General features: G+C 69.9%; 23 protein-coding genes. 21 read left to right on the top strand and 2 right to left on the bottom strand.

Annotated elements, in window-relative coordinates:
• The first annotated feature begins 172 nt into the window (after positions 1-172).
• Positions 173-928 (top strand): c-type cytochrome, encoded by a 756-nt coding sequence (locus Ga0609869_RS02740; protein ID WP_125408018.1) that lies wholly within the window; start codon positions 173-175, stop codon positions 926-928.
• Between the two features lie 6 nt (positions 929-934).
• Here Ga0609869_RS02740 and Ga0609869_RS02735 read toward each other — a convergent pair whose 3' ends face one another.
• Positions 935-2932: a 4Fe-4S binding protein gene (locus Ga0609869_RS02735; RefSeq protein WP_125408020.1), complete on the bottom strand. Its 1998-nt coding sequence runs from the start codon at positions 2930-2932 to the stop codon at positions 935-937.
• A gap of 92 nt (positions 2933-3024) precedes the next feature.
• Between Ga0609869_RS02735 and Ga0609869_RS02730 the strand changes: the two genes are divergently transcribed.
• From Ga0609869_RS02730 to Ga0609869_RS02690, 9 genes are all read left to right on the top strand, one after another.
• Positions 3025-3597: a DUF3305 domain-containing protein gene (locus Ga0609869_RS02730; RefSeq protein WP_245972387.1), complete on the top strand. Its 573-nt coding sequence runs from the start codon at positions 3025-3027 to the stop codon at positions 3595-3597.
• A complete protein-coding gene (locus tag Ga0609869_RS02725) occupies positions 3594-4214 on the top strand; it encodes a DUF3306 domain-containing protein (protein WP_125408022.1) in 621 nt (206 codons plus the stop codon). The genes Ga0609869_RS02730 and Ga0609869_RS02725 overlap by 4 nt, the downstream gene beginning before the upstream one ends.
• A gap of 63 nt (positions 4215-4277) precedes the next feature.
• Positions 4278-4895: a TorD/DmsD family molecular chaperone gene (locus Ga0609869_RS02720; protein WP_125408024.1), complete on the top strand. Its 618-nt coding sequence runs from the start codon at positions 4278-4280 to the stop codon at positions 4893-4895.
• 46 nt (positions 4896-4941) lie between these two features.
• The gene (locus Ga0609869_RS02715) at positions 4942-5133 is read left to right on the top strand and encodes a twin-arginine translocation pathway signal protein (protein ID WP_125408026.1); all 192 of its coding nucleotides are present in this window, start codon (positions 4942-4944) and stop codon (positions 5131-5133) included.
• 54 nt (positions 5134-5187) lie between these two features.
• Positions 5188-8085 (top strand): formate dehydrogenase subunit alpha, encoded by a 2898-nt coding sequence (locus tag Ga0609869_RS02710; protein ID WP_125408028.1) that lies wholly within the window; start codon positions 5188-5190, stop codon positions 8083-8085.
• A 14-nt stretch (positions 8086-8099) separates the two neighbouring features.
• Positions 8100-8693: a formate dehydrogenase FDH3 subunit beta gene (gene fdh3B / locus Ga0609869_RS02705; protein ID WP_125408030.1), complete on the top strand. Its 594-nt coding sequence runs from the start codon at positions 8100-8102 to the stop codon at positions 8691-8693.
• A 107-nt stretch (positions 8694-8800) separates the two neighbouring features.
• On the top strand, positions 8801-10003 hold the full coding sequence (locus Ga0609869_RS02700) for a formate dehydrogenase subunit gamma (protein WP_245972389.1): 1203 nt from the start codon (positions 8801-8803) through the stop codon (positions 10001-10003).
• A gap of 4 nt (positions 10004-10007) precedes the next feature.
• Positions 10008-11315: a c-type cytochrome gene (locus Ga0609869_RS02695; RefSeq protein ID WP_125408032.1), complete on the top strand. Its 1308-nt coding sequence runs from the start codon at positions 10008-10010 to the stop codon at positions 11313-11315.
• Between the two features lie 12 nt (positions 11316-11327).
• On the top strand, positions 11328-11453 hold the full coding sequence (locus Ga0609869_RS02690; RefSeq protein ID WP_281273302.1) for a hypothetical protein: 126 nt from the start codon (positions 11328-11330) through the stop codon (positions 11451-11453).
• A 4-nt stretch (positions 11454-11457) separates the two neighbouring features.
• On the opposite strand, the gene Ga0609869_RS02685 is transcribed toward Ga0609869_RS02690, so the two are convergent.
• Positions 11458-11988: a DUF2478 domain-containing protein gene (locus Ga0609869_RS02685; RefSeq protein ID WP_125408034.1), complete on the bottom strand. Its 531-nt coding sequence runs from the start codon at positions 11986-11988 to the stop codon at positions 11458-11460.
• A gap of 77 nt (positions 11989-12065) precedes the next feature.
• On the opposite strand from Ga0609869_RS02685, the gene Ga0609869_RS02680 reads away from it, so the two are divergent.
• From Ga0609869_RS02680 to Ga0609869_RS02630, 11 genes are all read left to right on the top strand, one after another.
• Entirely contained in the window at positions 12066-12944 is an 879-nt protein-coding gene (locus Ga0609869_RS02680) for a formate dehydrogenase accessory sulfurtransferase FdhD (protein WP_125408036.1), read from the top strand.
• Positions 12937-13554, top strand: coding sequence for a molybdenum cofactor guanylyltransferase MobA (mobA, locus tag Ga0609869_RS02675; protein WP_245972391.1), 618 nt, complete (start codon positions 12937-12939; stop codon positions 13552-13554). Before Ga0609869_RS02680 ends, mobA begins: the two co-directional genes overlap by 8 nt.
• On the top strand, positions 13551-14042 hold the full coding sequence (gene mobB, locus Ga0609869_RS02670) for a molybdopterin-guanine dinucleotide biosynthesis protein B (protein ID WP_125408040.1): 492 nt from the start codon (positions 13551-13553) through the stop codon (positions 14040-14042). The genes mobA and mobB overlap by 4 nt, the downstream gene beginning before the upstream one ends.
• Positions 14039-16150 (top strand): molybdopterin-binding protein, encoded by a 2112-nt coding sequence (locus Ga0609869_RS02665; protein WP_125408042.1) that lies wholly within the window; start codon positions 14039-14041, stop codon positions 16148-16150. The genes mobB and Ga0609869_RS02665 overlap by 4 nt, the downstream gene beginning before the upstream one ends.
• 448 nt (positions 16151-16598) lie before the next feature.
• The gene (locus Ga0609869_RS02660) at positions 16599-17849 is read left to right on the top strand and encodes a hydroxymethylglutaryl-CoA reductase (RefSeq protein ID WP_125408044.1); all 1251 of its coding nucleotides are present in this window, start codon (positions 16599-16601) and stop codon (positions 17847-17849) included.
• Entirely contained in the window at positions 17846-18763 is a 918-nt protein-coding gene (locus tag Ga0609869_RS02655) for a UbiA family prenyltransferase (RefSeq protein ID WP_125408046.1), read from the top strand. The genes Ga0609869_RS02660 and Ga0609869_RS02655 overlap by 4 nt, the downstream gene beginning before the upstream one ends.
• Positions 18760-21207 (top strand): PEP/pyruvate-binding domain-containing protein, encoded by a 2448-nt coding sequence (locus Ga0609869_RS02650; protein WP_125408048.1) that lies wholly within the window; start codon positions 18760-18762, stop codon positions 21205-21207. The genes Ga0609869_RS02655 and Ga0609869_RS02650 overlap by 4 nt, the downstream gene beginning before the upstream one ends.
• A complete protein-coding gene (locus tag Ga0609869_RS02645) occupies positions 21200-22306 on the top strand; it encodes a DUF3419 family protein (RefSeq protein WP_125408050.1) in 1107 nt (368 codons plus the stop codon). Before Ga0609869_RS02650 ends, Ga0609869_RS02645 begins: the two co-directional genes overlap by 8 nt.
• Positions 22303-23625 carry a diacylglycerol/polyprenol kinase family protein gene (locus tag Ga0609869_RS02640; protein WP_125408052.1) on the top strand — a complete coding sequence of 441 codons (1323 nt, stop codon included), beginning with the start codon at positions 22303-22305 and terminating at the stop codon, positions 23623-23625. Before Ga0609869_RS02645 ends, Ga0609869_RS02640 begins: the two co-directional genes overlap by 4 nt.
• A complete protein-coding gene (locus Ga0609869_RS02635) occupies positions 23622-24473 on the top strand; it encodes a hypothetical protein (protein ID WP_125408054.1) in 852 nt (283 codons plus the stop codon). Before Ga0609869_RS02640 ends, Ga0609869_RS02635 begins: the two co-directional genes overlap by 4 nt.
• Entirely contained in the window at positions 24466-25887 is a 1422-nt protein-coding gene (locus Ga0609869_RS02630) for an AMP-binding protein (RefSeq protein WP_125408056.1), read from the top strand. The genes Ga0609869_RS02635 and Ga0609869_RS02630 overlap by 8 nt, the downstream gene beginning before the upstream one ends.
• Positions 25888-25903: the final 16 nt, after the last annotated feature.

Raw genomic sequence — 25903 nt, 5'->3', positions numbered from 1 at the left:
CCACGCCTCGATTGAAATGGAGGCGCTTTTGGCCTTTTCTGGAGTATGGGCGGCAACGAGGCAAGGGCCGTCCGGAACGGGAAGGGAGGAGCAGATGCGCAGAACACTGTTCTGCGGTCTTGTTTGTGCATGCCTCGGCGGCGCGGGTACCGCTGCCGCCCAGGAACGCAGCATGACACTGGCCGCGGATGTCCGCCTGGAGCAGACCGGCCTCTTGGCCCATCTCGTGCCGCGCTTCGCGCTGAAGACCGGGATCAAGGTGACCGTCGTGGCCGGACAGGCCGACGATCTCGCAGCCGCCGCCGCGGCGGCGGACGCGCTGGTTGCGCCCGCGGCCGTGGTTGGCGGCATCCACAAGGGCGCCGGCGGCCCCGCCCCGCGGCCCGCCTTCCTTTCCGAAGACCCATCCCGCGGCGGCGCCTTCGCGGTTCTCGTCGTCGACGGCGCCGCGCAGGCCACCCATGCCGCACGGTTCGCCGACTGGCTGACCTCCGAAATCGGCCAGCGCACCGTGGCGCAATACACCTCGCCCGCCGGCATCCGCTACCGGCCCGGCGCACTGGCGCTGGCCGAACCGGAACCGGCACCGCCCTCGGGCGATGCCGACACGGGCCAGAAGCTGGCGATCCTGCATTGCGGGCGCTGCCACGTGGTGTCGGAGCGCAACCGTTTCGCCGGGATCGGCTCCACCCCCTCTTTCGCCGCGCTGCGCGCGATTCCGGACTGGCTGCGCAAGTTCCAGGGATTCTATGCGGAAAACCCGCACCCCTCCTTTACCCAGGTGGAGGGCGTGACCGACCCGTTCGATCCGGCCCGCCCGCCGCATATCGCGCCGGTCGAGATCACGCCCGAGGATCTGCAGGCCATCGTGGCCTACGCCGCCTCGATCCCGCCCAAGGACCTGGGCCCCGGGGTCGAGGCGCGCTGAGCGGGCTCAGCTTTCGTTGCGGGTCTTGCGCTCTTCGAGGTAGTCGTCGGTTGTCCGCGTCCGGGGCTTTTCGCCGAAGCTGAACGGCGCGGCGTCGCCATGATACTGCGCCCGCACCCGGCAATCGTCGCACATGCGGATCAGCCGGGCATTGTCGGAATTGGTGAACATCGCGTGTTTCCCTTCCAGCTTGGCCGCGATCCTCTCGATGGTCGACTTGACGCCGAACGGCTTGCCGCACTCGATGCAGTGGAACGGCTCTTCTTCCTTCAGCACGCGGTGGGAAAGCGCCGCGTCGGAGATGTCGAGCCGCGGCTCCAGCCGGATCGCGTCTTCCGGGCAGACCGTGACGCAGAGCCCGCATTGCACGCAGGCATCCTCGCGGAACCGCAGTTCGGGCCGGTCGGGATTGTCGCCCAGCGCGCCGGGCGGGCAGAGCCCGGCGCAGGACAGGCAGAGCGTGCAGGCGTCCTGATCCAGAACGACCGTGCCGTAGGGCGCCCCCTGCGGCAGCGGCACCGGCGGCACGTCGCGGCCCTGGGCGAGCGCCCGCGCCGCCAGCCGGGTCACGTCGCGCCGCTGTCCCAACGGCAGGATCGGCTCTGGCTGCAACGGCGCCGGTTGGGCGTCGTAAAGCGCGGACGACAGGGCGTCGGGGTCGGCGACATCGATCAATGCCACGCGGCCCGCCCCGGCGCCCAGCCCCTCGGTCAGCGCATTGGCCAGCGCCGTCTCGGCGGCCAGCGTGTCGCGATCCGAGCCCGGCGAGAGCAGCAGATCGACGCCGGCGAAGCCGGTGGCGAGCGCGGCCATCATCTCGGCATGGCCGAAGGCGGCAAGCGAAGGCAGCCCGAGCGGGATCGCGTCGGAAGGCAGGCCGCGCCCGAACCGGGCCGCGAGCGCGATCATCTCGCGCCCGTGGCTGTCGTCATGCACCAGCAGGCGTGGCGATGCGCCCCCCGCGGTGCGATAGGCGGCGGCAAGCGTCTGGATCCGGTCGAAGGTTTCGCCGACGGGCGGCGCGGCATAGCTGATCGCGCCCGACGGGCACAGCGACGAACACGCCCCGCAGCCCGCGCAGATGGCCGGATCGACGGCGACGGAGTCGCCATCCGGCAGGATCGCCCCGGTCGGGCAGGCATCGAGGCAGCGGGTGCAGCCGATCTGCCCCGCGCGGGAATGCGCGCAGAGGCTGGGCTGCAGATCGACATGCAGCGTCTTTTCGAAGGTGCCGACCAGTTGCGCGGCCGCGAAAAGCGCGCGCTGTACCGCAAGCGGGTCGCCGGGATCGGCGCGCAAGTAGCCGTCGCGCTTGTGATGGGAGGGAAAGAGCGGCGGGTTGCCCGTGAGATCGAGGATGATGTCGCAGCCCGATTCGCCGCCGTCTTTCGGATCGGCGAAAGCCAGCGCGCCGCGGCCCGAGGGCAGCGCGGGGCGCATCGCGTCGACGACCACGGTGAAGGCGCCGAACGCGCCCTGCGCCTTGCGCAGCCGCCCCGCGGCCACGTCGAACCGCCGGACCGGCGCCGGGATCACCTCGGCGGTGTCGGTCAGCAGGCAGGTAACCGACAAAACGTCGGCCAGCTGCTCGGCCGCGGGCAGCGCCACGCCCGGCGCCCCGAGGATCAGGCAGAGCCCTTCGGACCCGACATCGACCGTCTTTTCCGGGGCGCGGGGCCGCTGCGCCTCGGCCACAAGCGCCGCGATCTTCGGCGTGGCGCCGCGTGCGGCCTCGGACCACCCGGCGCGGTCGCGGATATCGACCGCCAGTGGCGCCCCGACGCCCAACTCCTCGGCAAGGGCCGCGAAGGTCTCGGCCTCCTGCCCGCAGGCGACGATCACCTCTGCCTCGGGATCCGACAGCGCCGCGGCCAGGCGGTCGGCCTGGGCGCCGCAAAGCTCGGACTGGACGGCGGAACACTCCAGCCCGGTGGCCCGCGCAATCGCCTCGCGGTCCAAGCGCTGCGTGCCCGCGCAGTCGCAGAGCATGAGCCTGGTGGTCATGGCTTCCCCCCTGTCGCCGCTGGACAGGACGCCCCCGCGGCGTTTTATACTGTTGACGGCGGAGCCTACTGCGGCTCGCGAGGGAGGACAAGATGAACGACGCAGCAGCCCGGGCGCGCATGGCGTCGATGCCGATCGGGGTGGTTCTGCGCCGTACCCCGGGAACGACCCGTTGGGCGAAATGGGCTTGGGGCGCAGTGGCCGTCACGCCCGGCGGCGGCCCTGGGCACTGGACAGAGCTGCGGCGCGAGGGCGACGCGGTCGAGTTTCACGCGGCGACCGTGCCGCTGGAATTGCACCGTTCCGAAACCGAGGGCTACCTGGTGGCGCTCAACGGCGCGCCGCCGTCGGTCTACGTCATCATGCGCCGCGCCGGGGGCCCGGACGACCGGCCCGAGATCGTCGCGGTCACCGCCTCGGCCTACGAGGCGCAGGACCATACCGACAACGGAGAAGACATCGTGGAGCGGGTGCGAATGCCCGAGGGGCTGGAGGCCTGGATCGGCGATTTCTGCACGCGGCACCATGTCGACGAGGCCTTCGTCAAGCGCAAGCGCCGCCCGCACCTGGACGCGCAGACGGAAGACGGAAAGGGCGATGCGCGCATCCGGCAGGCGGCCGACGTGTTCCGCTCGCCCGGCTCGATCCGGGGCGGCCGGTCATGAGCCCCGCGCCGGACGGTTTTCTGGCCCGGTGGTCCCGTGCCAAGCGGTCGGGCGGGGAGGAGCCAGAGACCGAAGGGGCCGGGCCGCCCGCCGAGGCGACCGTACCGGCGCCGGCCGAAGAGCGAAGCGATGCCGAGATCCTGCAGGAACTCGGCCTGTCCGACCCCGACTCGCTGCAGCCGGGCGACGATTTCTCCGCCTTCCTGCGCGAGGCCGTTCCCGAACACCTGCGCCGCCGCGCCCTGCGCCGGCTATGGCGGTCGAACCCCGTGCTGGCGAATCTGGATGGGCTGAACGACTACGATACCGATTTCACCGGTGATTCCGTGGGCCCCGGCCTGCTGCAGACAGCCTATAAGGTCGGGCGCGGCTTCGTGCTCGATGAGGATGTCCCCGCGGAAACCCCACCTGTCGAGAGGGCCGATACCGCCGAGGTGGAAACGCCGGAGTCCGATGTTCAGATTGACGAAGTTTTCGAGAACTCGGCCGAGCCATGGACAGAAGACAGCGTTATGCAGGATTCCGACAGGGTCCGGGCGCGCAAGCGCATGCGGTTCCGGTTCCAGACCTCGGCCGAGGCCGCCGCGGTCACGGAAGATTTCCTTGATAATGAATGAGTTTGAAACTTAGAATTGAAGTGTCTTCCGGCGCGTACGGAAGACAAGGGGAGGAACGAAATCGTGCCGGACAGTGCCGAAATTCCTTCGGTGCCTCAAGAAGATTTCTTGAGGGCGCAGCTTTACGGCCTTCTGGGGGCGCTTCTCGCGCGGCCACCGCAAAAGTCGCTCATCACGCAGGTGCGCGGTCTCCGCGGCGACGACACGGCCCTGGGACAGGGCGTCGGCGCTCTGGCTAAGGTGGCGGGCACGGTCGACGAACGGTCGGTCGAGCGCGAGTTCAACCGCTTGTTCATCGGTCTGGGCCGGGGCGAGCTTCTGCCCTACGCAAGCTATTACATGACGGGGTTCCTGCACGAGAAGCCGCTGGCGCTGCTGCGCCAGGACATGGCGCGGCTGCAGATCGAGCGGGCGCCGAACGTCTACGAACCCGAGGACAACATAGCGAGCCTGTGCGAGATGATGGCGGGGCTCATCGAGGGGCGCTTTGGCAACCCGGCGCCGGTTTCGACCCAGCGCGAGTTTTTCAACCGCCATATTGCGGCATGGGCGCCGCCATTCTTCACCGATCTGGAGGGGGCCGAGGGCTCGTTTTTCTATGCGTCCGTGGGGGCCATCGGGCGGGCCTTCATGGAAATCGAAAAGGAGGCGTTTCGCCTTGCGGGGGCCGATCCCGCGTAACGTGACCGTGCCGGGAGGCCGCGGTGCTTTAAGGGAGGATACGGACATGAACGATACCGACCAGCCGAAAGACGCCGGACGGCGCAACTTCCTGGCCTTGGCCACGACCGCCGCACCGGCAGTCGCAGTGACCGCATTGGCGGGACAACAGGCCGAAGCGGCCGAGACCGAAGATCAAGGCAGCGGACTGCGCAAGACGGCGCATGTCCGGGCCTATCTGGACAGCGCCCGGTTCTGAGCCGCCGCCAGCCGTGACAAGGTCGGGAGAGGGAGCCCGGCAAGGGAGGACACCATGCTGAGAAAGAAAACGAATGCAGCGCCGGCACGGGCGCGGACCAGCGGGCTGCTGGGACGAGCCGCCGAGACGCGGGTCGACCGCCGCGCTTTCCTGCGCAGCTCGGGCCTTGCCATCGGCGGGCTCGCCGCACTGGGCGCAACCGGCGGCACCGTCACCAGGGCCAACGCCCAGATGGCCGCGGCCCAGTCGATCACCAACGTCAAGTCGGTCTGCACGCACTGCTCGGTCGGCTGCACGGTCATCGCCGAGGTGTCCAACGGCGTCTGGGTCGGGCAGGAGCCCGGCTGGGACAGCCCGTTCAACCTGGGCGCCCATTGCGCCAAGGGCGCGTCGGTGCGCGAGCACGCGCATGGAGAGCGGCGGCTGAAATACCCGATGAAGAAGGTCGACGGCGAGTGGCAGCGGATCAGCTGGGAAGAGGCGATCAACGAGATCGGCGACAAGATGCTGCAGATCCGCGAGGAATCTGGCCCCGACAGCGTCTACTGGCTGGGCTCGGCCAAGCACTCCAACGAGCAGGCATATCTGCTGCGCAAGTTCGCGGCCTACTGGGGCACCAACAACGTCGACCACCAGGCCCGCATCTGCCATTCGACGACCGTCGCCGGGGTTGCGAACACATGGGGCTACGGCGCCATGACCAACTCCTACAACGACATCCATAACTCCCAGGCGATCTTCATCATCGGCGGCAACCCGGCCGAGGCACACCCGGTCTCGCTCTTGCACGTGCTGAAGGCCAAGGAGGAGAACAACGCGCCGCTGATCGTCTGCGACCCGCGCTTCACCCGCACCGCGGCCCATGCCGACGAATACGTGCGGTTCCGCCCGGGCAGCGACGTGGCGCTGGTCTGGGGCATTCTCTGGCACATCTTCGAGAACGGCTGGGAGGACAAGGAGTTCATCCGCACCCGGGTCTGGGGAATGGACCAGATCAAGGAAGAGGTCGCCCGCTGGACGCCCGAAGAGGTCGAGCGCGTCACCGGCGTGCCCGGCTCGCAGATGGAACGCGTCGCCCGGACGCTGGCCAACAACCGCCCCGGCACGGTGATCTGGTGCATGGGCGGCACCCAGCACACCAACGGCAACAACAACACGCGCGCCTATTGCGTGCTGCAGCTGGCGCTCGGCAACATGGGCGCCGCAGGCGGCGGCACCAACATCTTCCGCGGCCATGACAACGTGCAGGGCGCGACCGATCTGGGCGTTCTGGCCGACACGCTTCCCGGCTATTACGGCCTCGCCGACGGATCGTGGAGCCACTGGGCCCGCGTCTGGGAAGAGGACGAGGACTGGCTGCGCGGCCGCTTCGCGGTGATGGAGGGCGCGGGCGCCGACGGCAAGGACCGCATGATGATCAACGAGAAGGGGATACCCGTTTCTCGCTGGTTTGACGGCGTGCTGGAGGCCAAGGAGAACCTCGACCAGCCCGACAATACCCGCGCAATGGTGTTTTGGGGCCATGCGCCCAACTCGCAGACCCGCCTGCCGGACATGAAGCGCGCGATGGAGATGCTCGACCTGCTGGTCGTCATCGACCCCTATCCCACCGTCTCGGCGGTGATGCAGGACCGCACCGACGGCGTTTATCTGCTGCCGGCGGCGACGCAGTTCGAGACCTACGGCTCGGTCACCGCGTCCAACCGCTCGCTGCAATGGCGCGAGAAGGTGGTCGAGCCGCTCTTCGAGTGCAAAGACGACCACACGATCATGAAGCTCTTCGCCGACAAGTTCGGCTTCACCGACCGCATCTTCCGCAACATCGCGATCAACGGTGACGAGCCCCTGGTCGAGGACATCACGCGGGAGTTCAACCGCGGCATGTGGACCATCGGCTATACCGGCCAGTCGCCGGAGCGGATGCGCCTGCACATGGCAAACCAGCACACCTTCGACAAGACCACGCTTAGGGCGCTGGGCGGGCCGGCCGACGGCGACTATTACGGCATGCCCTGGCCCTGCTGGGGAACCGCCGAGATGGGCCATCCAGGCTCGGCCAACCTCTATGACATCTCGCTTCCGGTGAAGGATGGCGGGATGGGCTTCCGCGCCCGGTTCGGGGTGGAACGCGACGGCGACAACCTGCTGGCCGAGGGCGTTGCGCCGGTCGGCTCGGAGATCCAGGACGGCTATCCCGAGTTCACGATGCAGATGCTGATGGATCTCGGCTGGGACGGTGACCTGACCGCGGACGAGCGCGCCGCGATCGACGCGGTGGCCGGCCCGGGTACCAACTGGAAGACCGACCTTTCGGGCGGCATCCAGCGGGTCGCGATCAAGCATGGCTGCGCGCCCTACGGCAATGCCAAGGCCCGCGCCGTGGTCTGGACCTTCCCCGACCCGGTGCCGCTGCACCGAGAGCCGCTCTACTCGAACCGGCGCGATCTCGTGGCCGACTACCCGACCTACGACGACAAGAAGTTCTGGCGGGTGCCGACCATGTACGCATCGATCCAGAAGAACGATTTCTCCAAGGAGTACCCGATCATCCTGACTTCGGGGCGCCTGGTGGAATACGAGGGCGGCGGCGACGAGACCCGGTCGAACCCCTGGCTGGCCGAGTTGCAGCAGGAGATGTTCGTCGAGGTGAACACGCGCGACGCCAACGATCTGGGCCTGCGCGACGGCGCCGATGTCTGGGTCGAGGGACCCGAGAAAGGCAAGGTGCGCGTCAAGGCGCTGGTGACCGAGCGCGTCGCGCCCGGCGTCGCCTTCATGCCGTTCCACTTCGGCGGTTACTGGCAGGGCGAGGACCGGAGGTCGAAATACCCCAAGGGCGCCGATCCGTACGTCTTGGGGGAATCGTCGAACACCGCGCAGACCTATGGCTACGATTCCGTCACGCAGATGCAGGAAACCAAGGCCACGCTGTGCAAGATCTGGGCCGCATAAGGGAGGAATGAGAGATGGCTAGAGCAAAATTCCTCTGCGACGCGGAACGCTGCATTGAATGCAATGCCTGCGTCACCGCCTGCAAGAACGAGAACGAGGTGCCCTGGGGCATCAATCGCCGCCGCGTGGTGACGATCCAGGACGGCAAGCCGGGCGAGCGGTCGATTTCGGTCGCCTGCATGCACTGTTCCGACGCGCCCTGCATGGCGGTCTGCCCGGTCGACTGTTTCTACCAGACCAGTGACGGGATCGTGCTGCATTCCAAGGACCTGTGCATAGGCTGCGGCTATTGCTTCTACGCGTGCCCGTTCGGCGCGCCGCAATATCCGCAGGCGGGCAATTTCGGCAGCCGCGGCAAGATGGACAAGTGCACCTTCTGCGCCGGCGGCCCCGAAGACGACATGTCCGAGGCGGAGTTCCAGAAATACGGCCGCAACCGGATCGCCGAGGGCAAGCTGCCGATCTGTGCCGAGATGTGCGCGACCAAGGCGCTCTTGGCGGGCGACGGTGACGATGTGTCGGCGATCTACCGCGAACGGGTCGTGGCCCGCGGCTTCGGCTCGGGCGCGTGGGGCTGGGGCACCGCCTACGAACAGAAGGGCAATTGACGCCCGCGCCCGGGGCTGCGGACGCCGCGGCCCCGGGGCGACTTCAGGGCCGGACGGTCGGGGCGTGCCGCGGGCGCGCCCGACTGGTGCGTGAAAGGAAGACCCCTATGAAACTGCTGGAACGCCTGAGCTTTGCGGTTCTGATGATGCTGGCCCTGACGCTGGCGGCCCCGGCGCAAGAGGTCGCGGCCCCGCCCCCCGCCCCCGTCACCGAGCGTCAGACGCTGGACGACATCCTCGCCCGCCAGAAAGGCGAGAGCGCCGCGCGCCATCATCGAGATACAGACAGCGCGGCGGGCCAGGCGGAAAGTATCGGCGGCCAGCTCGGCACGCTGGGCGGCGCCTCGGATTCCGACGTTTGGGAGGCGCTGCGATTCGGCACGGCCGACGTCAAGGTCTCGGCCGGGGGCGCGCCGGCCCGCGTGGTCATGCAGGACCGCGGCATGTGGTGGCTGACCTTCCGCGAGGGCCGTCTGTCGAACTGGGGTTTCTTTTTCTGGATCGGCCTCGTGACCTTCCTCGTGATCTTCTACCTGCTGCGCGGGCGGATCATGGTGTCGGGGGGGCTGTCGGGCATCAAGGTCGTGCGCTTCACCGCCATCGAACGCTTTGCGCACTGGATGCTCGCGGGCTCGCTGATGCTTCTGGGCGCCACGGGGCTGTTACTGCTCTTCGGGCGCACCTGGTTCATGCCCTATATCGGAAAGGACATCTACGCGACCATCGCGCATTACTCCAAGCTCGTGCACAACAATGTCAGCTGGGCCTTCATGCTGGGGCTGGTGCTGGTTTTCCTGTTCTGGGTCCACCACAACGTTCCCCGCCGCATCGACCTGACCTGGTTCGCGCAGGGCGGCGGCATTTTCGGCAACAAGCACCCTCCGGCGCGCAAGTTCAATGCCGGGCAAAAGATACTGTTCTGGACGGTGATCCTGCTGGGCGCTTCGGTCTCGGCATCGGGGCTGTCGCTGATCTTCCCGTTCGAGTTCAACCTGTTCGCGCCCACCTTCGCCACGCTGAACGATCTGGGCGTGCCGGCGCTGCTGGGGATGGACCCGTTCCCGACGCAGCTGTCGCCCCAGGAAGAGATGCAGTTTGCCCAGCTCTGGCATGTGATCGCCTCGTTCGGGCTGATGGCGCTGACCACGGCCCATATCTACATCGGCACGATCGGCATGCAGGGCGCTTTCCACGCGATGGGCAGCGGCGAGGTCGATCTCAACTGGGCCAACGACCACCACAAGCTTTGGGTCGAGGAGATGGACGAAAAGACCAGGCGACTCGCCGACAAGGTCAGCCCTGCCGAGTGACCCGATGGGAGCGCGCGCGCTGATCTTGTCGCTGGCCATGGCCCTTCCGGCCGGGGCCGAGGGATTCCGCACCTTCGACGGCCATGGCGGGCCCGTGATGGGCCTGGCCGTGTCCGCCGACGGCAGCCGCGCGCTGACGGCCAGCTTCGACTATTCGGTGGGATTGTGGGACGTGGCCCGCCAGACCCCGCCCCGGTGGCTGGAGGGGCACAACGCGGCGGTCAATTCCGTGGCCTTCATGGCAGGGGGGCGGGCGGTGTCGGCGGGCGACGATTTCGACGTGCTGATCTGGGACCTGGCGACGGCGCGCGTGCTGGCCCGGCTGACGGGGCACGCGGGCAAGGTGATGTCCGCCCGCCCCTCGCCGGATGGCACGTTGATCGCCTCGGCCAGCTGGGACGGGACGATCCGCCTTTGGGACGTCGCCTCGGGGACCGAACGCGCGGTATTGCGGGGCCACGACGGGCCGGTGAACGACGTGGCCTGGGCCGCGGGCGGCACGCGGCTTTACTCGGCGGGCTATGATGGCACGGTCGTCCTGTGGGACGTGGCCGAACGCGCCGCGCTCCGCCGCGTGGCCAGCCATGCCTTCGGCGTGAACGTGCTGGCCATCGACGAGAGCGCAGGCTGGCTGGCCTACGGCGCGCTCGACGGGGGAACCCGCGTCATCGACCTGGACACCGGCGCCGAGCTGGCCGACCTGACCGCCGAGCGCCGGCCGATCCTGGCGCTGGCCCGCGCGCCGGGCGGACGGCGCATCGCCGTGGGCGACGGGCAGGGCTATATCATGGTCGTCGACACCTCCGACTGGACGATCGAGCGCGATTTCCGGGCCGCGGCCAACGGCCCCGTCTGGGCGCTGGCCTTCACCGGCGACGGGGCGGCGGTCATCGCCGGCGGCATCGCCGATCAGGCCTATCTCTGGCCGCTCGACGGCGCCGACAACGCCCCGCGCATGGCCGAGATCCGGCGCCGGTTCCACACCGCCCCCGGCGAGGTGTCGAACGGCGAACGGCAGTTTCTGCGCAAATGCTCGGTATGCCACACGCTGGGCCCCGACGGCGGGCGCCGGGCCGGCCCCTCGCTCTACGGCCTGTTCGGCAGGCCGGCCGGGACGCTGCCCGGCTACAGCTATTCGCCTGCGCTCGAAAACAGCGATATCATCTGGTCCAGTTCGACCATCGACAAATTGTTCGAGATCGGGCCGGATCACGTGACACCCGGCAGCAAGATGCCGATGCAGAAGATCGTCTCGCCCGCGGATCGCGCCGACCTGATCGCGTTCCTGAAGCGCGAGACCGCAACGGAATGAACGGAGAATGCCATGCGCGCCATGTATCTGGCCTTTGCAGCGACCATCGTCATCGGCGTCGTGGCGCACTACGCGCTGGAACAGATCGGCTATTCCTCGCAGGACCGCTATTCAAGCGACAGTGTCCGGCTTGATTGACCGCTCAAACCGCCCGAGCCGGCCTGTCAGCGGCGTCCAGCGCGGATCGGCACCAGGCGAGAATCCGGTCCTCCTCGGGCGGAAGCGCCTCGGCAATGCCCGCGCTGAAGGCGTGGAATTCCTCCAGATTGCCGGTGTTCACCGCGATCAGAACCGGAAGTCCGGCTGCAAGGGCCTCTCCGATCAGGGGGCGAAAGCCACGTCCCTCGATCTCCTGCTTGCCGAACTTGTTGACGATCACGAGATCCACGCCGCCCCCCGCCAACGCGGCCTCGGCCAGCCCGACCGCACGTTCCAGCCCGCCAGGGTCCAGTCGGCAGCCGCTCGACCCGGCGCCGAGGTTCTGGCTGATGCGCACCACCTCGGTGCCATTGAGGACGTGCAGATCCATGTCGCAGCGCGCACGGTCGGGCCGTCCGAGATTGACCTGAACGGCACCGGCCAGCCGAACGCCCTCGGACCGCAGCCGCGCGGCCACGTCACAGAGCATAGCGTCGGCCGCGCCGCGCCCCTCGGTCGAAAAGAAAGCCAGCATTCTCCCCCCTTGGCCCGGCACGGCCTTTCTTGTGCGGGACAGCTCAGGCATACAATATGACGGTGGAGGTGGGAACCATGACGGACCGGGAGCCCGAGACAATCTTTCCTGACCCGGAGGGCGCGCGCCTGACCCGGGCGGTCACCGGCGTCAACCAGACCGGGGCGGAAACCGAACTTTCCGTCATCGAGGAACGCCCGCTGACCATCTTCCTCAATTCGCAGGAAATCGTTACCGCGATGACGATTGGCGACTACCCCGAATACCTGGCGCTCGGCTTTCTCAGAAACCAGGGGATGCTGCGCGACGATGACGAGGTCACCGGCATCGAGTTCGACGAAGAGGTCGAGGTCGTGGTGGTCCGCACCGCGCGCCAGACCCTCTACGAGGAAAAGATGAGGAAGAAGACCCGCACCTCGGGCTGCGCCGTGGGCACCGTTTTCGGCGACATGATGGAAGGGTTGGAGGGGCTGACCCTTCCCCCGGCCGAATTGCGGACAAGCTGGCTTTACGCGCTGGCGCGGCAGATCAACACCATGCCGTCGCTTTACCTCACGGCCGGGGCGATCCACGGCACGGTGTTGTGCCGCCGCGACGAGCCGCTGGTCTATATGGAGGATGTCGGACGCCACAACGCGGTCGACAAGATCGCGGGCTGGATGTTCCATCACGGCGTGCGGGCCGATGACAAGATCCTCTACACCACCGGGCGGCTCACCTCGGAAATGGTGATCAAGACCGCGTTGATGGGTATCCCGATCCTCGCCTCGCGCTCGGGCTTCACGGCCTGGGGCGTGGACATCGCCCGCCAGGTCGGGCTGACGCTGATCGGGCGGCTCAGGGGGCAGCGCTTCGTCTGCCTGTCGGGGGCGGAACGGGTGATCTACGATGCCGACCTCGCCGCCGTCCCGGCGGAAGAGGCGAAACACAGGCGCAAGGCGGCTGTCGGTGACTGAGCGGCTGCCGGCGGTGATCCTTGCGGGCGGGCGGGCCACCCGGATGGGCGGCGGGGACAAGCCGCTGCTGTCGCTCGGCGGCCAGTCGATCCTTTCGCACGTGATCGCGCGCCTCGCGCCGCAATGCGCGCCGATCGCGCTGAACGCCAATGGCGATGCCACGCGGTTCGCGCATCTCGGCCTGCCGGTGCTGGCCGACACGCTGCCGGACCATCCCGGTCCGCTGGCCGGGGTTCTCGCGGGCCTTGACTGGGCGGCGGCGCAAGGGGCGGCGCAGGTCGTGACCGTGGCGGGCGACACGCCGTTTTTCCCGCCCGACCTGGCCGTTCGGCTGCAGGCGGCGCAAAGCCGCGCAGGGCTGGCCCTTGCGGCGACCGAGGATGCAACCGGCACGCTTCGCCGCCATCCCACCTTCGGCCTCTGGCCCGTCGCGTTGCGTGATGACCTGCGCGCGGCGCTGAAGGGGGGGCTGCGCAAGGTCGTGCTTTGGACCGACGCGCATGGCGCGGGTACCGCCGCGTTCGACGCGCGAGAGGTCGACCCGTTTTTCAACATCAACCGGCCCGAGGATCTCGCCGCCGCCGAGCGCTTGCTGGAGATCGTCGGGTGAGGATCTTCGGCGTCACCGGCTGGAAGAATTCCGGTAAGACCGGGCTTGTGGAACGGTTGGTGACCGAGATCACCGGCCGGGGGCTGTCCGTCTCCACCGTCAAGCATGCCCATCACGCCACCGACATCGACCACCCCGGCCGCGACAGCTATCGCCACCGGCAAGCGGGCGCGGTGCAGGTGCTGGTGGCCTCGCCCGTCCGCTGGGCCCTGATGCACGAGCTGCGCGGCGCACCAGAGCCGCCGCTCGACGACCTTCTGGCCCGCCTCAGCCCGGTCGATCTGGTGCTGATCGAAGGCTACAAGACCGCAACCCACCCCAAGATCGAGGCGCACCGGGCCGAATCCGGCCAGCCGTTGCTGGCGCATGACAACCCCACGATCCGCGCCGTCGCATCGGACACCACCCCCGACGCCCCGGTGCCCGTCCTGCCGCTGGACGACACGGCGGCAATTGCGCAATTCATTCTGGCGGAGGTGGGGCTGTGACGTTCGATACCATCGTGGTGGTGGACTGGTCGGCCGCTGACGACCGAGGTCCGACACCGAAGAAGGACGCGATCTGGGCCGCAGTCCAGCGCAACGGTGCGGCCGCGCCACCGGTTTACCTCCGCAGCCGCACGGCGGCGGAGGACTGGCTGGCTGGGCTCTGCGAGGCCGAACTTGCTGCGGGCCGGCGCCTTCTCCTGGGGTTCGACTTCCCGTTCGGATACCCGGCGGGGTTTGCGGAAAGCGTCGTCAAGGCGACCGATCCCCTGGCCCTTTGGGACTGGTTTGCAGCGGCCCTGCCGCTGGAAGCCAAGGCCGCTGAGCGCTTTCATCTGGCGGCCCGCCTGAACGCCTTGTTTCCCGGCGTCGGGCCGTTCTGGTTCAATGGCCTGCAGGACGATATCCCCCACTTGCCGCGAACGGATATCAGGGAGGGGCATGGCATGGCGGAACGGCGGCTGTGCGAAGAGAGCGCTGCCGGGGCCTTTCCCCTCTGGCAGATGGGCGGCGCGGGGGCGGTCGGCGGGCAGGCGATGACCGGCATGGCGGCGCTGGCGCGGCTTCGGGCGCGATTTCAAGGTCAGGTCGCCGTCTGGCCATTCGAACCGCTCGACGCGCCGATCGCGCTGGTCGAGGTCTGGCCGTCGCTCTTCGCAAGCGACATCGCTGCGGCGCAAGGGCCCGACGAGATCAAGGATGCCGCGCAGGTCCGTGTCCTCGCCGCCCATATCGCGACCGCCCAACGCGACGGGCATCTGGATTGTGCCTTGTCCGACGTGCCCGTCGAGGCGAAGACCGAGGAGGGCTGGATTCTGGGCTTGGGCCAGCCCGACTTCGGTCTTTCCAGCCTCACGCCCCCCCGCCTGAAAGACGACTGCTTCGCCATGCCCCAAGGCGTGGACTGGGTGCCCGTCGATGCCGCGCTGAAGCGCTTGCGCGGCGCGCTGCATCCGATCACCGGGACCGAACGGATTGCCACCGCCAATGCCGCGGGCCGGGTTCTGGCCGCCGCCGCCGTCGCGCAGCGCGCAAACCCGCCCGCGGCGAATTCCGCTGTCGATGGCTATGGCTTTGCCCACGGGTCAACAGGGGCGGGACCGCAACGCATGCCATTGGTGCAGGGGCGCGCGGCGGCAGGGCAGCCCTTCATGGGCACTGTCCCCTCCGGCGCCGCCATCCGCATCCTGACCGGGGCAATCTTGCCAAAAGGGGTCGATGCCGTCGTTCTGGAGGAAGATACCGCGACCGATGGGATCGAGGTCGCCTTTGACGGCCCGATCCGCGCCGGGGCCAACACGCGCCGGGCGGGAGAGGACGTGGCGAAGGGCGATCCTGCCATTGCGTGCGGTCACGTCCTGCGCCCGCCCGACCTTGCATTGCTGACGGCGCTGGGGGTGGCAGAGGTCGAGGTGCATCGCCGCCTGCGTGTGGGTGTCCTTTCGACCGGGGATGAACTCGTCAGCGGCGGCGCATCCCCCACCGGGCCGCACCAGATCTACGACGCCAACCGTCCGATGCTTCTGTCGCTTGCCGAACGCTGGGGCTACCGGCCGGTCGATCTTGGCCACGCCCCGGACGACCCGGTGGAGATTGCGGCGCGGCTGGACAAGGGTGCGCACGAGGCCGATGTCGTCCTGACCTCGGGCGGCGCCTCGGCGGGTGACGAGGACCATGTGTCCCGCGTCCTGCGCGAACAGGGCAGCTTGTCGAGTTGGCGTATCGCGTTGAAACCCGGGCGGCCGCTGGCGCTGGCGCTGTGGCGGGGCATCCCCGTCCTTGGCCTGCCCGGCAACCCGGTCGCCGCGCTGGTCTGCGCGCTTGTGTTCGGGCGGCCGGCGATGTCGATGCTGGCGGGCTCTGGCTGGGCCGAAGTGCAGGGTTTCACGGTTCCCGCCGCCTTCTCCAAGTCGAAAAAGCCGGGCCGGCGGGAATATCTGCGCGCCCGGATCGACGCCGAGGGACGCGCAGATGTCTTTCGCTCGGAAGGGTCGGGCCGGATCAGCGGCTTGTCCTGGGCAACGGGGCTGGTCGAACTGCCCGATGCCGCCGCCGAAATCGCGCCCGGAACACCGGTGCGCTTTCTTCCCTACGCCAGCTTCGGCTTGTGATCCCGCCGGTCAGCCCGCGAACGCCAGACGATACCCGGAGGCGAGCGCCTCGCCTGACGTGGCCCGGTCGTGCGCCCGAACGATGCGGCCGTGCCGGGCCCGCACGGCCGGCGCGGGCCGCGATGATCGTCTGGCCGGGAAAGCCTCTGCCGAGGTTGCGGAATGCGCTTTTTAAAATAACATCTTATCAATGGGTTGCGTGGCTTGTATTTGTTTCGGGACGTTGTCTCTAAATTCGGCGGTTCCCGGACATATCCGGTACGGAGCGCCGAGGCCCGCGCAAATCGGCCTTGCCCTTGAGGCCGGTAAAATCCGGGTCTTGCGGGCACCGTCCATATGGCCGACGTCCCGCGCCTCTTGGCCGCATTTCATGAATGCACCGGTCAAAATCCTGTTAGAAACGTTTAGGTAAGAAGTTGCGTTTCCCAGCCCGGATGATGGCGCCGCCATGATACCGCCCGCGATCAAAGCCGCCCTCGACAAGGCGCGCGCCGCCGCGGCAGCGCCAGCCGCCGCGCCCGAAGGGCCGCGTCCGCCGGTCTTTCGCACGGTGCGCAAGCCCGATGCATCCACGGTTGCCGCCTATTGGGCGCGGCTCTCCCCGGACGGGGCCGCGGACAACCCGCTGCGCGATCCCGTAGGGCTGAGCGACCCCGGCCTTTACGCGCGCAATATCGAAAACCTGATCGGCACCGTCGAAATGCCCGTCGGCATCGCCGGGCCGCTGCGGCTGAACGGGCTGCATGCGCGCGGCGATTTCGCGGTGCCGCTGGCGACGACCGAGGCCGCGCTCGTGGCCTCTTACTCCCGCGGGGCGCAGGCGATCAGCGCGGCCGGCGGCGCCGAGGCGGCGGTGCTGTCCGAGGGTGTGCTGCGCAGCCCCGCCTTCGTCTTCGGCACGATTTTCGACGCGGGCCATTTCGTCGACTGGGTCGCGGCCAACGATGCCGCCCTGCAAAGCGCCGCCGAGGCCACCACGCGCCACGGGCGGCTTGTCTCGCTGGAGCCGGTGATCGACGCCAACGTGGTGTTCTTGCGCTGCCGCTACCTGACGGGCGACGCGGCGGGGCAGAACATGGTGACCATCGCCACCGACGCGCTTTGCCGCCATATCGCGGGCGCCAGCCCGGTGCCGGTCCAGCGCTGGTATGTCGAGGGCAACCATTCCGGCGACAAGAAGGCCTCGTTCCTCGGCGCGGTCACGGGGCGCGGGCGCAAGGTGACGGCCGCCGTCACCCTGCCCGAGACGGTGATCCGCCGGGTGCTGCGTAGCTCGTCCACCGCGATGGCCGATTACGCCCGCGTCGCGGGGCTTGGCGCGGCGCTCTCGGGTCAGGTGGGGATACAGGCCCATTTCGCCAACGCGCTGGCCGCGCTTTACATCGCCACCGGGCAGGACGCCGCCTGCGTCGCCGAAAGCGCCGTGGGCATGACCCGGATCGAGCCTTGCGCGGGCGGCCTGTTCTGTTCCGTGACCCTGCCCAACGTGCTGGTGGGCACCGTGGGCGGCGGCACCGCGCTGCCCGCGCAATCGGCCGCGCTCGACATTCTCGGGCTCAGGGGCGAGGGCCACGCCCCCGCGCTGGCCGAACTCGCGGCGGGCCTGTGCCTGGCCGGCGAGATTTCCATCGTCGCGGCGATCGCCGAGGGCCATTTCGCCCGCGCCCACGAAAGCCTGGCAAGGGGGCCGCGGCCGTGAGCCTGGCCCGCCGCCTCTGGACCTACCAGGCCGAGCGGTTTCCCCTGGTTCGCACCGCGCTTTTGGTGGCGGTGTTCTCGGCGGCCAGCCTCAGCGTTTCGGCCCACCTGGCGGGCCGGGCCCTGCCCGGGCCGGGCGCCTATGCTGCGGGTTTTTTCTGTGCGCTGGTGCTGTTTTTCCAGATGCGCGCCGCCGACGAGGTCAAGGACCACGACGACGATTGCCGCTTCCGCCCCGAACGCCCGATCCCCCGCGGGCTGGTCAGCCTGCGCCTGATCGTCGGCATTGCGCTGGGGCTGGCACCGCTGGCCGCGCTGGCGGCCTGGGCGGTGGGCATGGTGCCGCTGGTGCTGCTCTTGGCCACCTGGGGCTGGCTGGCGCTGATGAGCCTGGAATTCGGGGCGCCTGCGTGGCTGCGGGACCGGATGCTCGTCTACCTCGTCAGCCACATGGCGATCATGCCGCTGATGGATCTGTTCCTGACCAGCCTCGAATGGGCCGGCGCCGGCGGCCCGCACCCGGCGCTGGCGCTGTTTCTGGCGCTGTCCTTCGTCAATGGCTGCGTGCTGGAGATCGGGCGCAAGACCTGGACGCCCGAGAACGAGCGGGCGGGCGTCGAAAGCTATTCGCGCCTCTGGGGGCCGGGCCGGGCCGCGTTTGCCTGGGCCGGCCTGGTGGCCGCGGCGGGCGTTTTGCTGGCGCTCCTGGGCCTTGCGCTGTCGCCCGCGCTGGCCGGGCTTTTCGCGGCGCTGGGCGCGAGCGGTGCCCTGGGGGCGCTCGCGCTGGCCCGGCGGTTCGCCCATGCGCCCATGCCGGGGCTGCAAAAGGCGCTCGATGCCGGGTCGGGCCTGTGGGTGCTGGTCTGCTACGGTGCGGCGGGGGTCTTGCCGATGTTGATCGGGGGCGGGCCGTGATCCTCTGGCCCGACGAGGCGCGCGACCCGGCGGTCGCGGGCGGCAAGGCGGCGGCGCTGGCCCGTCTGTCCGAGGTGGGCTTTGCGGTGCCGCCGTTCTGCGTGCTGCCCGCCGAGGCGATGGACGAGCTGTGCACCGGCACGCTCTCTGAGGCGGCGCTTGGCCACGCGCTGGCAGAGGCGGCGACCCGTCTCGGCCCCGGCAGCTTCGCCGTGCGCTCTTCGGCGCGGGCCGAGGACAGCGAGGCCGACAGCCATGCCGGCCAGTTCGACAGCGTGCTGAACGTGCCCGCCGCGGGCCTGCCGGAGGCCGCGCGCAAGGTGCACGCCTCTGGCGCGGGCGAACGGCTCTCTGCCTATCGCAAGCGGCGCGCGCTGGCGGGCGGCGGGGCGCCGGCGGTGCTGATCCAGCGGATGGTCGCCCCGCGCGCGGCGGGCGTGGCGTTCTCGGTCGATCCGGTCACGGGGCGGCGCAACCGTGCCCTGGTCTCGGCGGTGGCGGGGCTGGCCGACCGGCTTGTCTCGGGCATGGCCGATGGCGAGGGCTGGACGTTTGGCGCAGACGGGCAGGTGGTAGAGGCCCCGGTCGCCCCCACGGTCCTGACCGCGGACGAGGCGCGCGAAGTGGCCGCGCTGGCCCGCGCCGCCGAGGCGCATTTCGGCGCGCCGCAGGACATCGAATGGGCGCTGGACGACAACCGTCTCTGGCTGGTGCAATCCCGGCCCGTCACCACCGCGCTCAGGCCCGTCCCGGTGCCCGACGACACGCTGATGGTGTTTGACAACTCGAACATCGTCGAGAGCTATCCGGGCCTCGTCAGCCCGCTGACCTACAGTTTTGCGCGATATTGCTACGACAGGGTCTATCGCGCCTTCGTCGATCTGCTGGGCGTGCCCGACGCGCAGGTGCGCGCCAACCGGCAGGTCTTCGCCAACATGCTGTCGCGGCTCGACGGGCGGGTCTATTACAACCTCGGTAACTGGTACCGGGCGCTGGCGCTGTTGCCGGGATTTTCGCTGAACCGCGGGTTCATGGATACCATGATGGGTGTCGACGAGCCGCTGCCGGAAGAGATGACCGCGCGGCTGGCCCCGCCGCCGGCCGGGGCATTGGCCCGTCTGGGTGACATGATGCGGCTTGGCCGCGTGGCGGTCGGGCTGGTCTGGTCGGCGCTGACGCTCGGCCGCACCAAGCGGCGCTTCATGGCCCGTCTGGAGGGCGCGCTCGCCGCCGAAGAGGGGCTCGCCGAGGCCAACCTGACCGAACTTGGCGCGCTCTACCGCCGGCTGGAAGGCGACCTGCTCGACCGCTGGGACGCGCCGCTGGTCAACGACTTCCTTTGCATGATCGGCTACGGCGGCTCGCGCGCGCTGATGGGGCGCTGGGCCGGCGAGGCGGGGCTGAGGCTGCACGCCGACCTCTTGATCGGGCAGGGCGGCATCGTCTCGGCCGAGCCGGTGACGCGCATCGCCGCGATGGGTGCGCGGGCGCGGGCGACCGGGCTTGTCGACCGGATCGAGGCCGAGGGGATGGCCGCGGCCGACCCCGAGCTGTCACAGATGATCGCGGCCTATATCGACCGGTTCGGCGACCGCTGCACCGAAGAGCTGAAGCTGGAGAGCCCGACGCTGGTCGACGACCCCGCGCCGCTGATGCGCGCCATCGCCGCCGCCGGGCGCCGCCACGCCGCGCCCCGGCCCGAGCGTCCCGCGCCCGATTGGCAGGGGCTGTTCCCCAACCCGGTGCGCCGGGCCATCGCGCGCCGGTTTGCCCGCTGGGCCCAGGCGCGCGTCCGCGACCGCGAGAATCTCAGATTCGAACGCACGCGCATCTTCGGCACCGCGCGGCGGATCTTCCTCGCCATGGGGCGCGAATTTGCGGCTCTGGGGCATCTGGAGGAGGCGCGCGATATCTTTTTCCTGACCGTCGAGGAGGTTCTGGGCGCCATCGAGGGCAGCGCGCTCAGCTACGATCTGGCGGGGCCGGTGCGCCAGCGCAAGGCCGAGATGGCGGCGGCCGCCACACGGCCCGACCCGCCCGAAAGGGTGCTGCTGCGCGGCGCGGCGGTGGGGCTGGCAGAAGGCCGGCCCGCCCTGGCCGCCGCCCCCGCGCCGGCGGGCGAGACGATGCGCCGGGGCACCGGCGCCTCGGCGGGCACCTTGAGGGCTGTCGCCCGCGTCGTGACCGACCCGCGCGAGGGCGCACTCGGCCCCGGCGAGATCCTGGTCGCGCGCAACACCGATCCGGGCTGGATCGCGCTGTTTGCCAATGCCGGCGGCATCGTGGTCGAGCGCGGATCGCTTTTGTCGCATTCGGCCATCGTGGCGCGCGAACTGGGCCTGCCTTGCGTGGTCGGGCTGAAAGGCGCGACGCGCTGGGTGACCGACGGCGAGACCATCGAGATCGACGGGGCCAGCGGCGAGGTGCGCAAGAGCGATGGCTGAGCCTCCCGCCTCTCCGGTGGCCGGCCGCGCCCGGTTCGACCGCATCCGCTATGCCCAGGTGTGGGAGGATGCCGACCTGCTGTTGCCGGCGCTGGGCGAGGTGCGGGGCGAACGGTTGCTCTCGGTCGCGGCGGCGGGCGACAACGCGCTGGCGATGCTGCTGCTCGATCCGGCCGAGGTGGTGGCGGCGGACCTGTCCGAGGCGCAGCTCAACTGCCTTCGGCTGCGGCTGGCCGCGATCCCGCGCCTCGGCCACACCGATTTCCTGGCGTTGATGGGCGCGCGCGCGGCGCCGCCGCGGGTGCGGGTGGCGCTGATGGAGCGGGCATTGGCCGATGCGCCCGGCGCGCTGCGCGATTTCTGGCTCGACCGCGCGCGCGCGGTCGGGCGCCATGGCGCGGGCGGCGTCGGCAAGTTCGAACGGTACTTTCGCCAGTTCGCCCGCTACGTCCTGCCGCTGGCCCAGCCGCCAGAGATAACCGAGGCGCTGTTCGAGCCCCGCGCGCCGCTCTCGCGCAAGGTCTTTTACGCCGCCAAGTTCGACACCTGGCGCTGGCGGCTGTTGATGCGGGCGTTCTTTTCGCGGCCCGTCATGGCCCGGCTGGGCCGCGACAAGGCGTTTTTTGCCCATGTCGAGGGCAGCGTGGCCGACCATGTCATGGCCCGTGTCCGCCACGCCCTGACCGAGCTCGACCCGGCCGACAACCCGTTTCTGCACTGGATCGTCACCGGCAATCACGGTGCCGCCCTGCCGCTGGCCTGGCGCGCCGAGCACTACGACACCCTGCGCGCGCGCCTGTCGCGGATCCGGCTGTACCACGGCGCGGTCGAGACCGCGCCGGTGGCGGGCGTGGCGGGCGCGAACCTGTCGGATATCTTCGAATACATGTCCGAGGCGGAAACCGCCCAGGCCCTCGCGCGGATCGTGGAACGGGCGCGGCCGGGCGCGCGGCTGGTCTACTGGAACATGATGGCGCCCCGGCGCGGCGCAGAGATCAGGCCTGACCTGCTGGCCCCGCTTCCGGCCGTTGCGATGCCCCTCAAACCCACGGACAAGGCATTCTTCTACGATGATTTCGTGGTGGAGGCGGTCCGATGAACGCGCCCGCGGCACAGATCGCGGCGGGGCTGGCGCTTTTGGCGGGGCTTTTCGCGTTGCTCTTTGCCCTTGGGCGCATCGGCCGGCGCCGGGGCTGGCCGCCCGAGCTGAGCCGCAAGACGATGCACATGGCCACCGGTCTGGGCGCGCTGGCACTGCCTTTCGTGCTGCGGATCGACTGGGCCTTTTACGCGATCCTCGGCATCGCGCTTGCCGGGTTGGGTCTGCTGCGCCTGCCGCGGCTCCGCGCCATGGGCGGGGCGCTGCACGGGGTCGCGCGCGCATCCTATGGCGAGATGTTTTTCGTGCTCTCCATCGGTCTTTTGCACCTCTTCGCGGGGGGGCAGCCGGTGCTCTACGTGCTGCCGCTGGCGATCCTGACGCTGGGCGACGCGGCGGCGGCGCTGGTGGGCGGGGTCTACGGGCGGCGGATGTTCCGCGTCGAAGAGGGCGCCAAGAGCATCGAGGGCAGCGTCGTCTTCTTTCTCGTCTCCGCCAATCTCGCGATGATCTGCCTGTTGCTGCTGACCGACATCGCCAGGGAAAACGTGATCCTGATCGGTCTGATGGCCGCGCTTTTCGGCGCGCTGGTCGAGGCCGATAGCTGGCGCGGCTTCGACAATCTCTTCCTGCCCATCGGCCTGATGATCTTTCTGACCACCGCGCTGGCCGCGCCCGCGGCCGATATCGCCGCGCGGATGGCGCTGTTTCTGGGCGCATGGGCCGGGTTTGCATGGCTGGCGCCGCGGCTGGGCGCCGACGGGCACAGCGTGCGCGTGCATATCGTCGCCGCCTTCCTGATCCTGTCGGCCACCAGCAGCCAGAATGCGGTGCTGCCGCTTGCGGCGCTTTTTGCCCATGCGCTGACGCGGCGGCTGTCGCCCACCGCCGACCGCCACCCCGATCTCGACATGGTCGCGGCGATCGGCCTGCTCAGCATCTTCGCGTTGGCCGCGGGGGCGGGGCTGGGGGTCAACGTGCTGAATTTCTACGCGCTGGCCGCCGGCAGTCTGGCCGCCGCGCTGGTCGCGCTGGCGCTGGAGCCGTTTCCGGCCCTCTGGCGCGCGATTGGGGGTTTTGCAGCCTCGGCGGCGCTGTTTTCGGCCTGGCTGGGCGTGATGGCGCTGAACGGCGCGGGCCCCGGCTGGCATGGCGAGCTTCGGCCCGCGGGACTGGCGCTGTTTCTTTTGGCCACGGTGCTGCCGGCCTACCGGCCGCATCTCTTCCGCCGGCAAAGGGCGTTTCGCCTGCTGGCACTCTGTGCCGGGCCGGCGGCGGCGATTTGCGGGATACTCTATGTCGTCGGAGGCCGGGCATGAGGGAAATACCGTTGGAAACCGAAGGCGCGTCGGCGGTTTTCTACCCTGCGGCGCCGGGCTTTCCGGGGCGCCGCGCGGGCGCGGTGGGCCAGTTCCGCTGTGCCGGCGCCGAGGCTGGCGCGCGGCTGTTGCGCGAGGCCGCGGCGATGGCCCGCGCCGAGGGGCTGGACGATCTGCTGGGCCCGATGGACGGCACCACCTGGGCGCCTTACCGGCTGGTGAGCTGGAGCGACGGCAGCCCGCCCTTTCTGATGGAGCCGTGCTCGGGCCCGCATGACCTCGCGGCGTTCACCGGGGCGGGGTTCGCGCCCGTGATGCGCTACCTCTCGGCGCGGGTCGGCGCGGCCGAGGCCGCGGCGCGCGCGGTGGGGCGCGAGATCGCGGGGCTGGAAGTGGCGGCCTGGGACGGGGCGGCGCCCGAGCGGCTGTTCGGCGAAATCCACGAACTGTCCTGCCGGGCCTTTGCGCGCAATGCGTTTTACACGCCGATTACGCGCGAGGCGTTTCTCGGGCTCTACCTGCCGCTGGTGCCGATGATCGACCGACGGCTGGTCTTTCTCGCCCGCGAGGGGACGACCGGCGCGCTGACGGGGTTCCTCTTCGGCATCCCGGACTATCAGCAGGGGCCGCAGCCCGACCGGGCGATCCTGAAGACCTATGCCAGCCTGCGCTTTGGCGCGGGCCACCTGTTGGCCAAGGCGTTTCACCAGGCCGCGGCCGAGGCGGGGTTCGCGCAGGTGATCCATGCGCTGATGGCCGAGACCAACCTCTCGCGCGACCGCAGCGCGGGCTATGGCGCGGTGCCGTTTCGCCGCTACGCGCTGATGGGGCGCGCGCTCGATGGCTGAGCTGGTATCGGGCTTTCTGGCAATGGCCGGGGCCGCGCCCGCCCGGCCCGCGGTGATCGCGCCGGGCGAGACGCTGAGCTTTGGCGAGTTGCGTGTGCTTGCCGAAGGCTTCGCGGCCCGGCTGGAGGCGGGCGGCGTGCGCCGGGGCGACCGGTTGTTGCTGGCAATGCCGGTGTCGCCCCGCCTTTATGCCGCGCTTGCGGGCGCGTGGCTGGCGGGCGCGGCTGTGGTGTTTCCCGAGCCGACCCTCGGTCTGCGCGGGCTCAGGCACGCGATCGGGGCGACACGGCCGCACGGCCTGATCGCCACCGGGCCTTACCGGGCGCTGCGCGTCTTGCCGGGGCTCTGGGGCCTGCCGGCCTTCGCGCCCGGCCCGGTGGGTGGGGCGCGGACGGTCAAGCCGCCGGCGCCATCGGACACCGCGCTTATCTCGTTCACCACCGGCTCGACCGGCCGGCCCAAGGCGATTGCCCGCAGCCATGGCTTTCTCGCCGCCCAGAACGCGGCGCTGGCGCCGGTTCTCGCCGCGTCCGAGGGCACGCGCGATCTGGTGGGATTTCCCGCCTTCGTGCTGGCGGGGCTCGCCGCCGGGCGGACCTCGGTGCTGCCCGGCCGACCCGTGGCGGGCCGCCGGGCCGACCCCGCGGCGTTGGCGCGCCAAATTGGCGTCAGCGGCGCCACCCGCCTGTTGCTGCCCCCGGCGGCATGCGCGGGGCTGGCGGCAAACGGCCTGCCGGCGCATGTGGCAAAGGTGTTTACCGGCGGCGGCCCGGTCTTTCCCGACCTGATCGACGGCTTGCAGGCGGCGCGCCCGGAGGTCGAGGTCATCGCCGTATACGGCTCGACCGAGGCCGAGCCCGTCGCGGTACTCGATGCGCGCGAGATCGCCGGTGCGGACCGCCGGGCGATGGCGGCGGGCGGGGGGCTGCTGGCGGGGCGGCCCGTGCCCGAGCTGGCGCTGCGGATCGTGGACGACGAAATCCTCGTCGCCGGGCCGCATGTCAACGCGGGTTATCTCGACCCCGCCGACGACACCGCGAACAAGCTGCGCGAGGGCGGGCGCGTCTGGCACCGGACGGGCGATGCCGGACGGCTGGACGGGGCGGGGCGGCTCTGGCTGCTGGGCCGGCTGGCCGACCGGGCCGAGACGCCGCTTGGCCCCCGCTACCCGTTCCAGATCGAACTGCCCGCGCGGGGCTGGCCGGGGGTGCGCGGCGCGGCGCTGTTGGGGGGGCAGGCGCCGGTCTTGTGCCTGGAGGGGGACGCGGCCCGGGCCCGGGATTACCGCACCCGCGCCGCGGCCCTGGGCATCGCCGATGTGCAGCCCGTCCCGGTCATCCCGTTGGACCGCAGGCACGGCTCCAAGCTTGACCGGGCACGGCTGGCCCGACTGGTGCGGCGGCCCCCGCACTGAAGCGCCCGACCCGCTT

The sequence above is a fragment of the Rhodovulum iodosum genome, assembly GCF_041020385.1.
GTDB lineage: Bacteria > Pseudomonadota > Alphaproteobacteria > Rhodobacterales > Rhodobacteraceae > Rhodovulum > Rhodovulum iodosum.
This window is presented reverse-complemented; position numbering and strand designations above follow the sequence as displayed.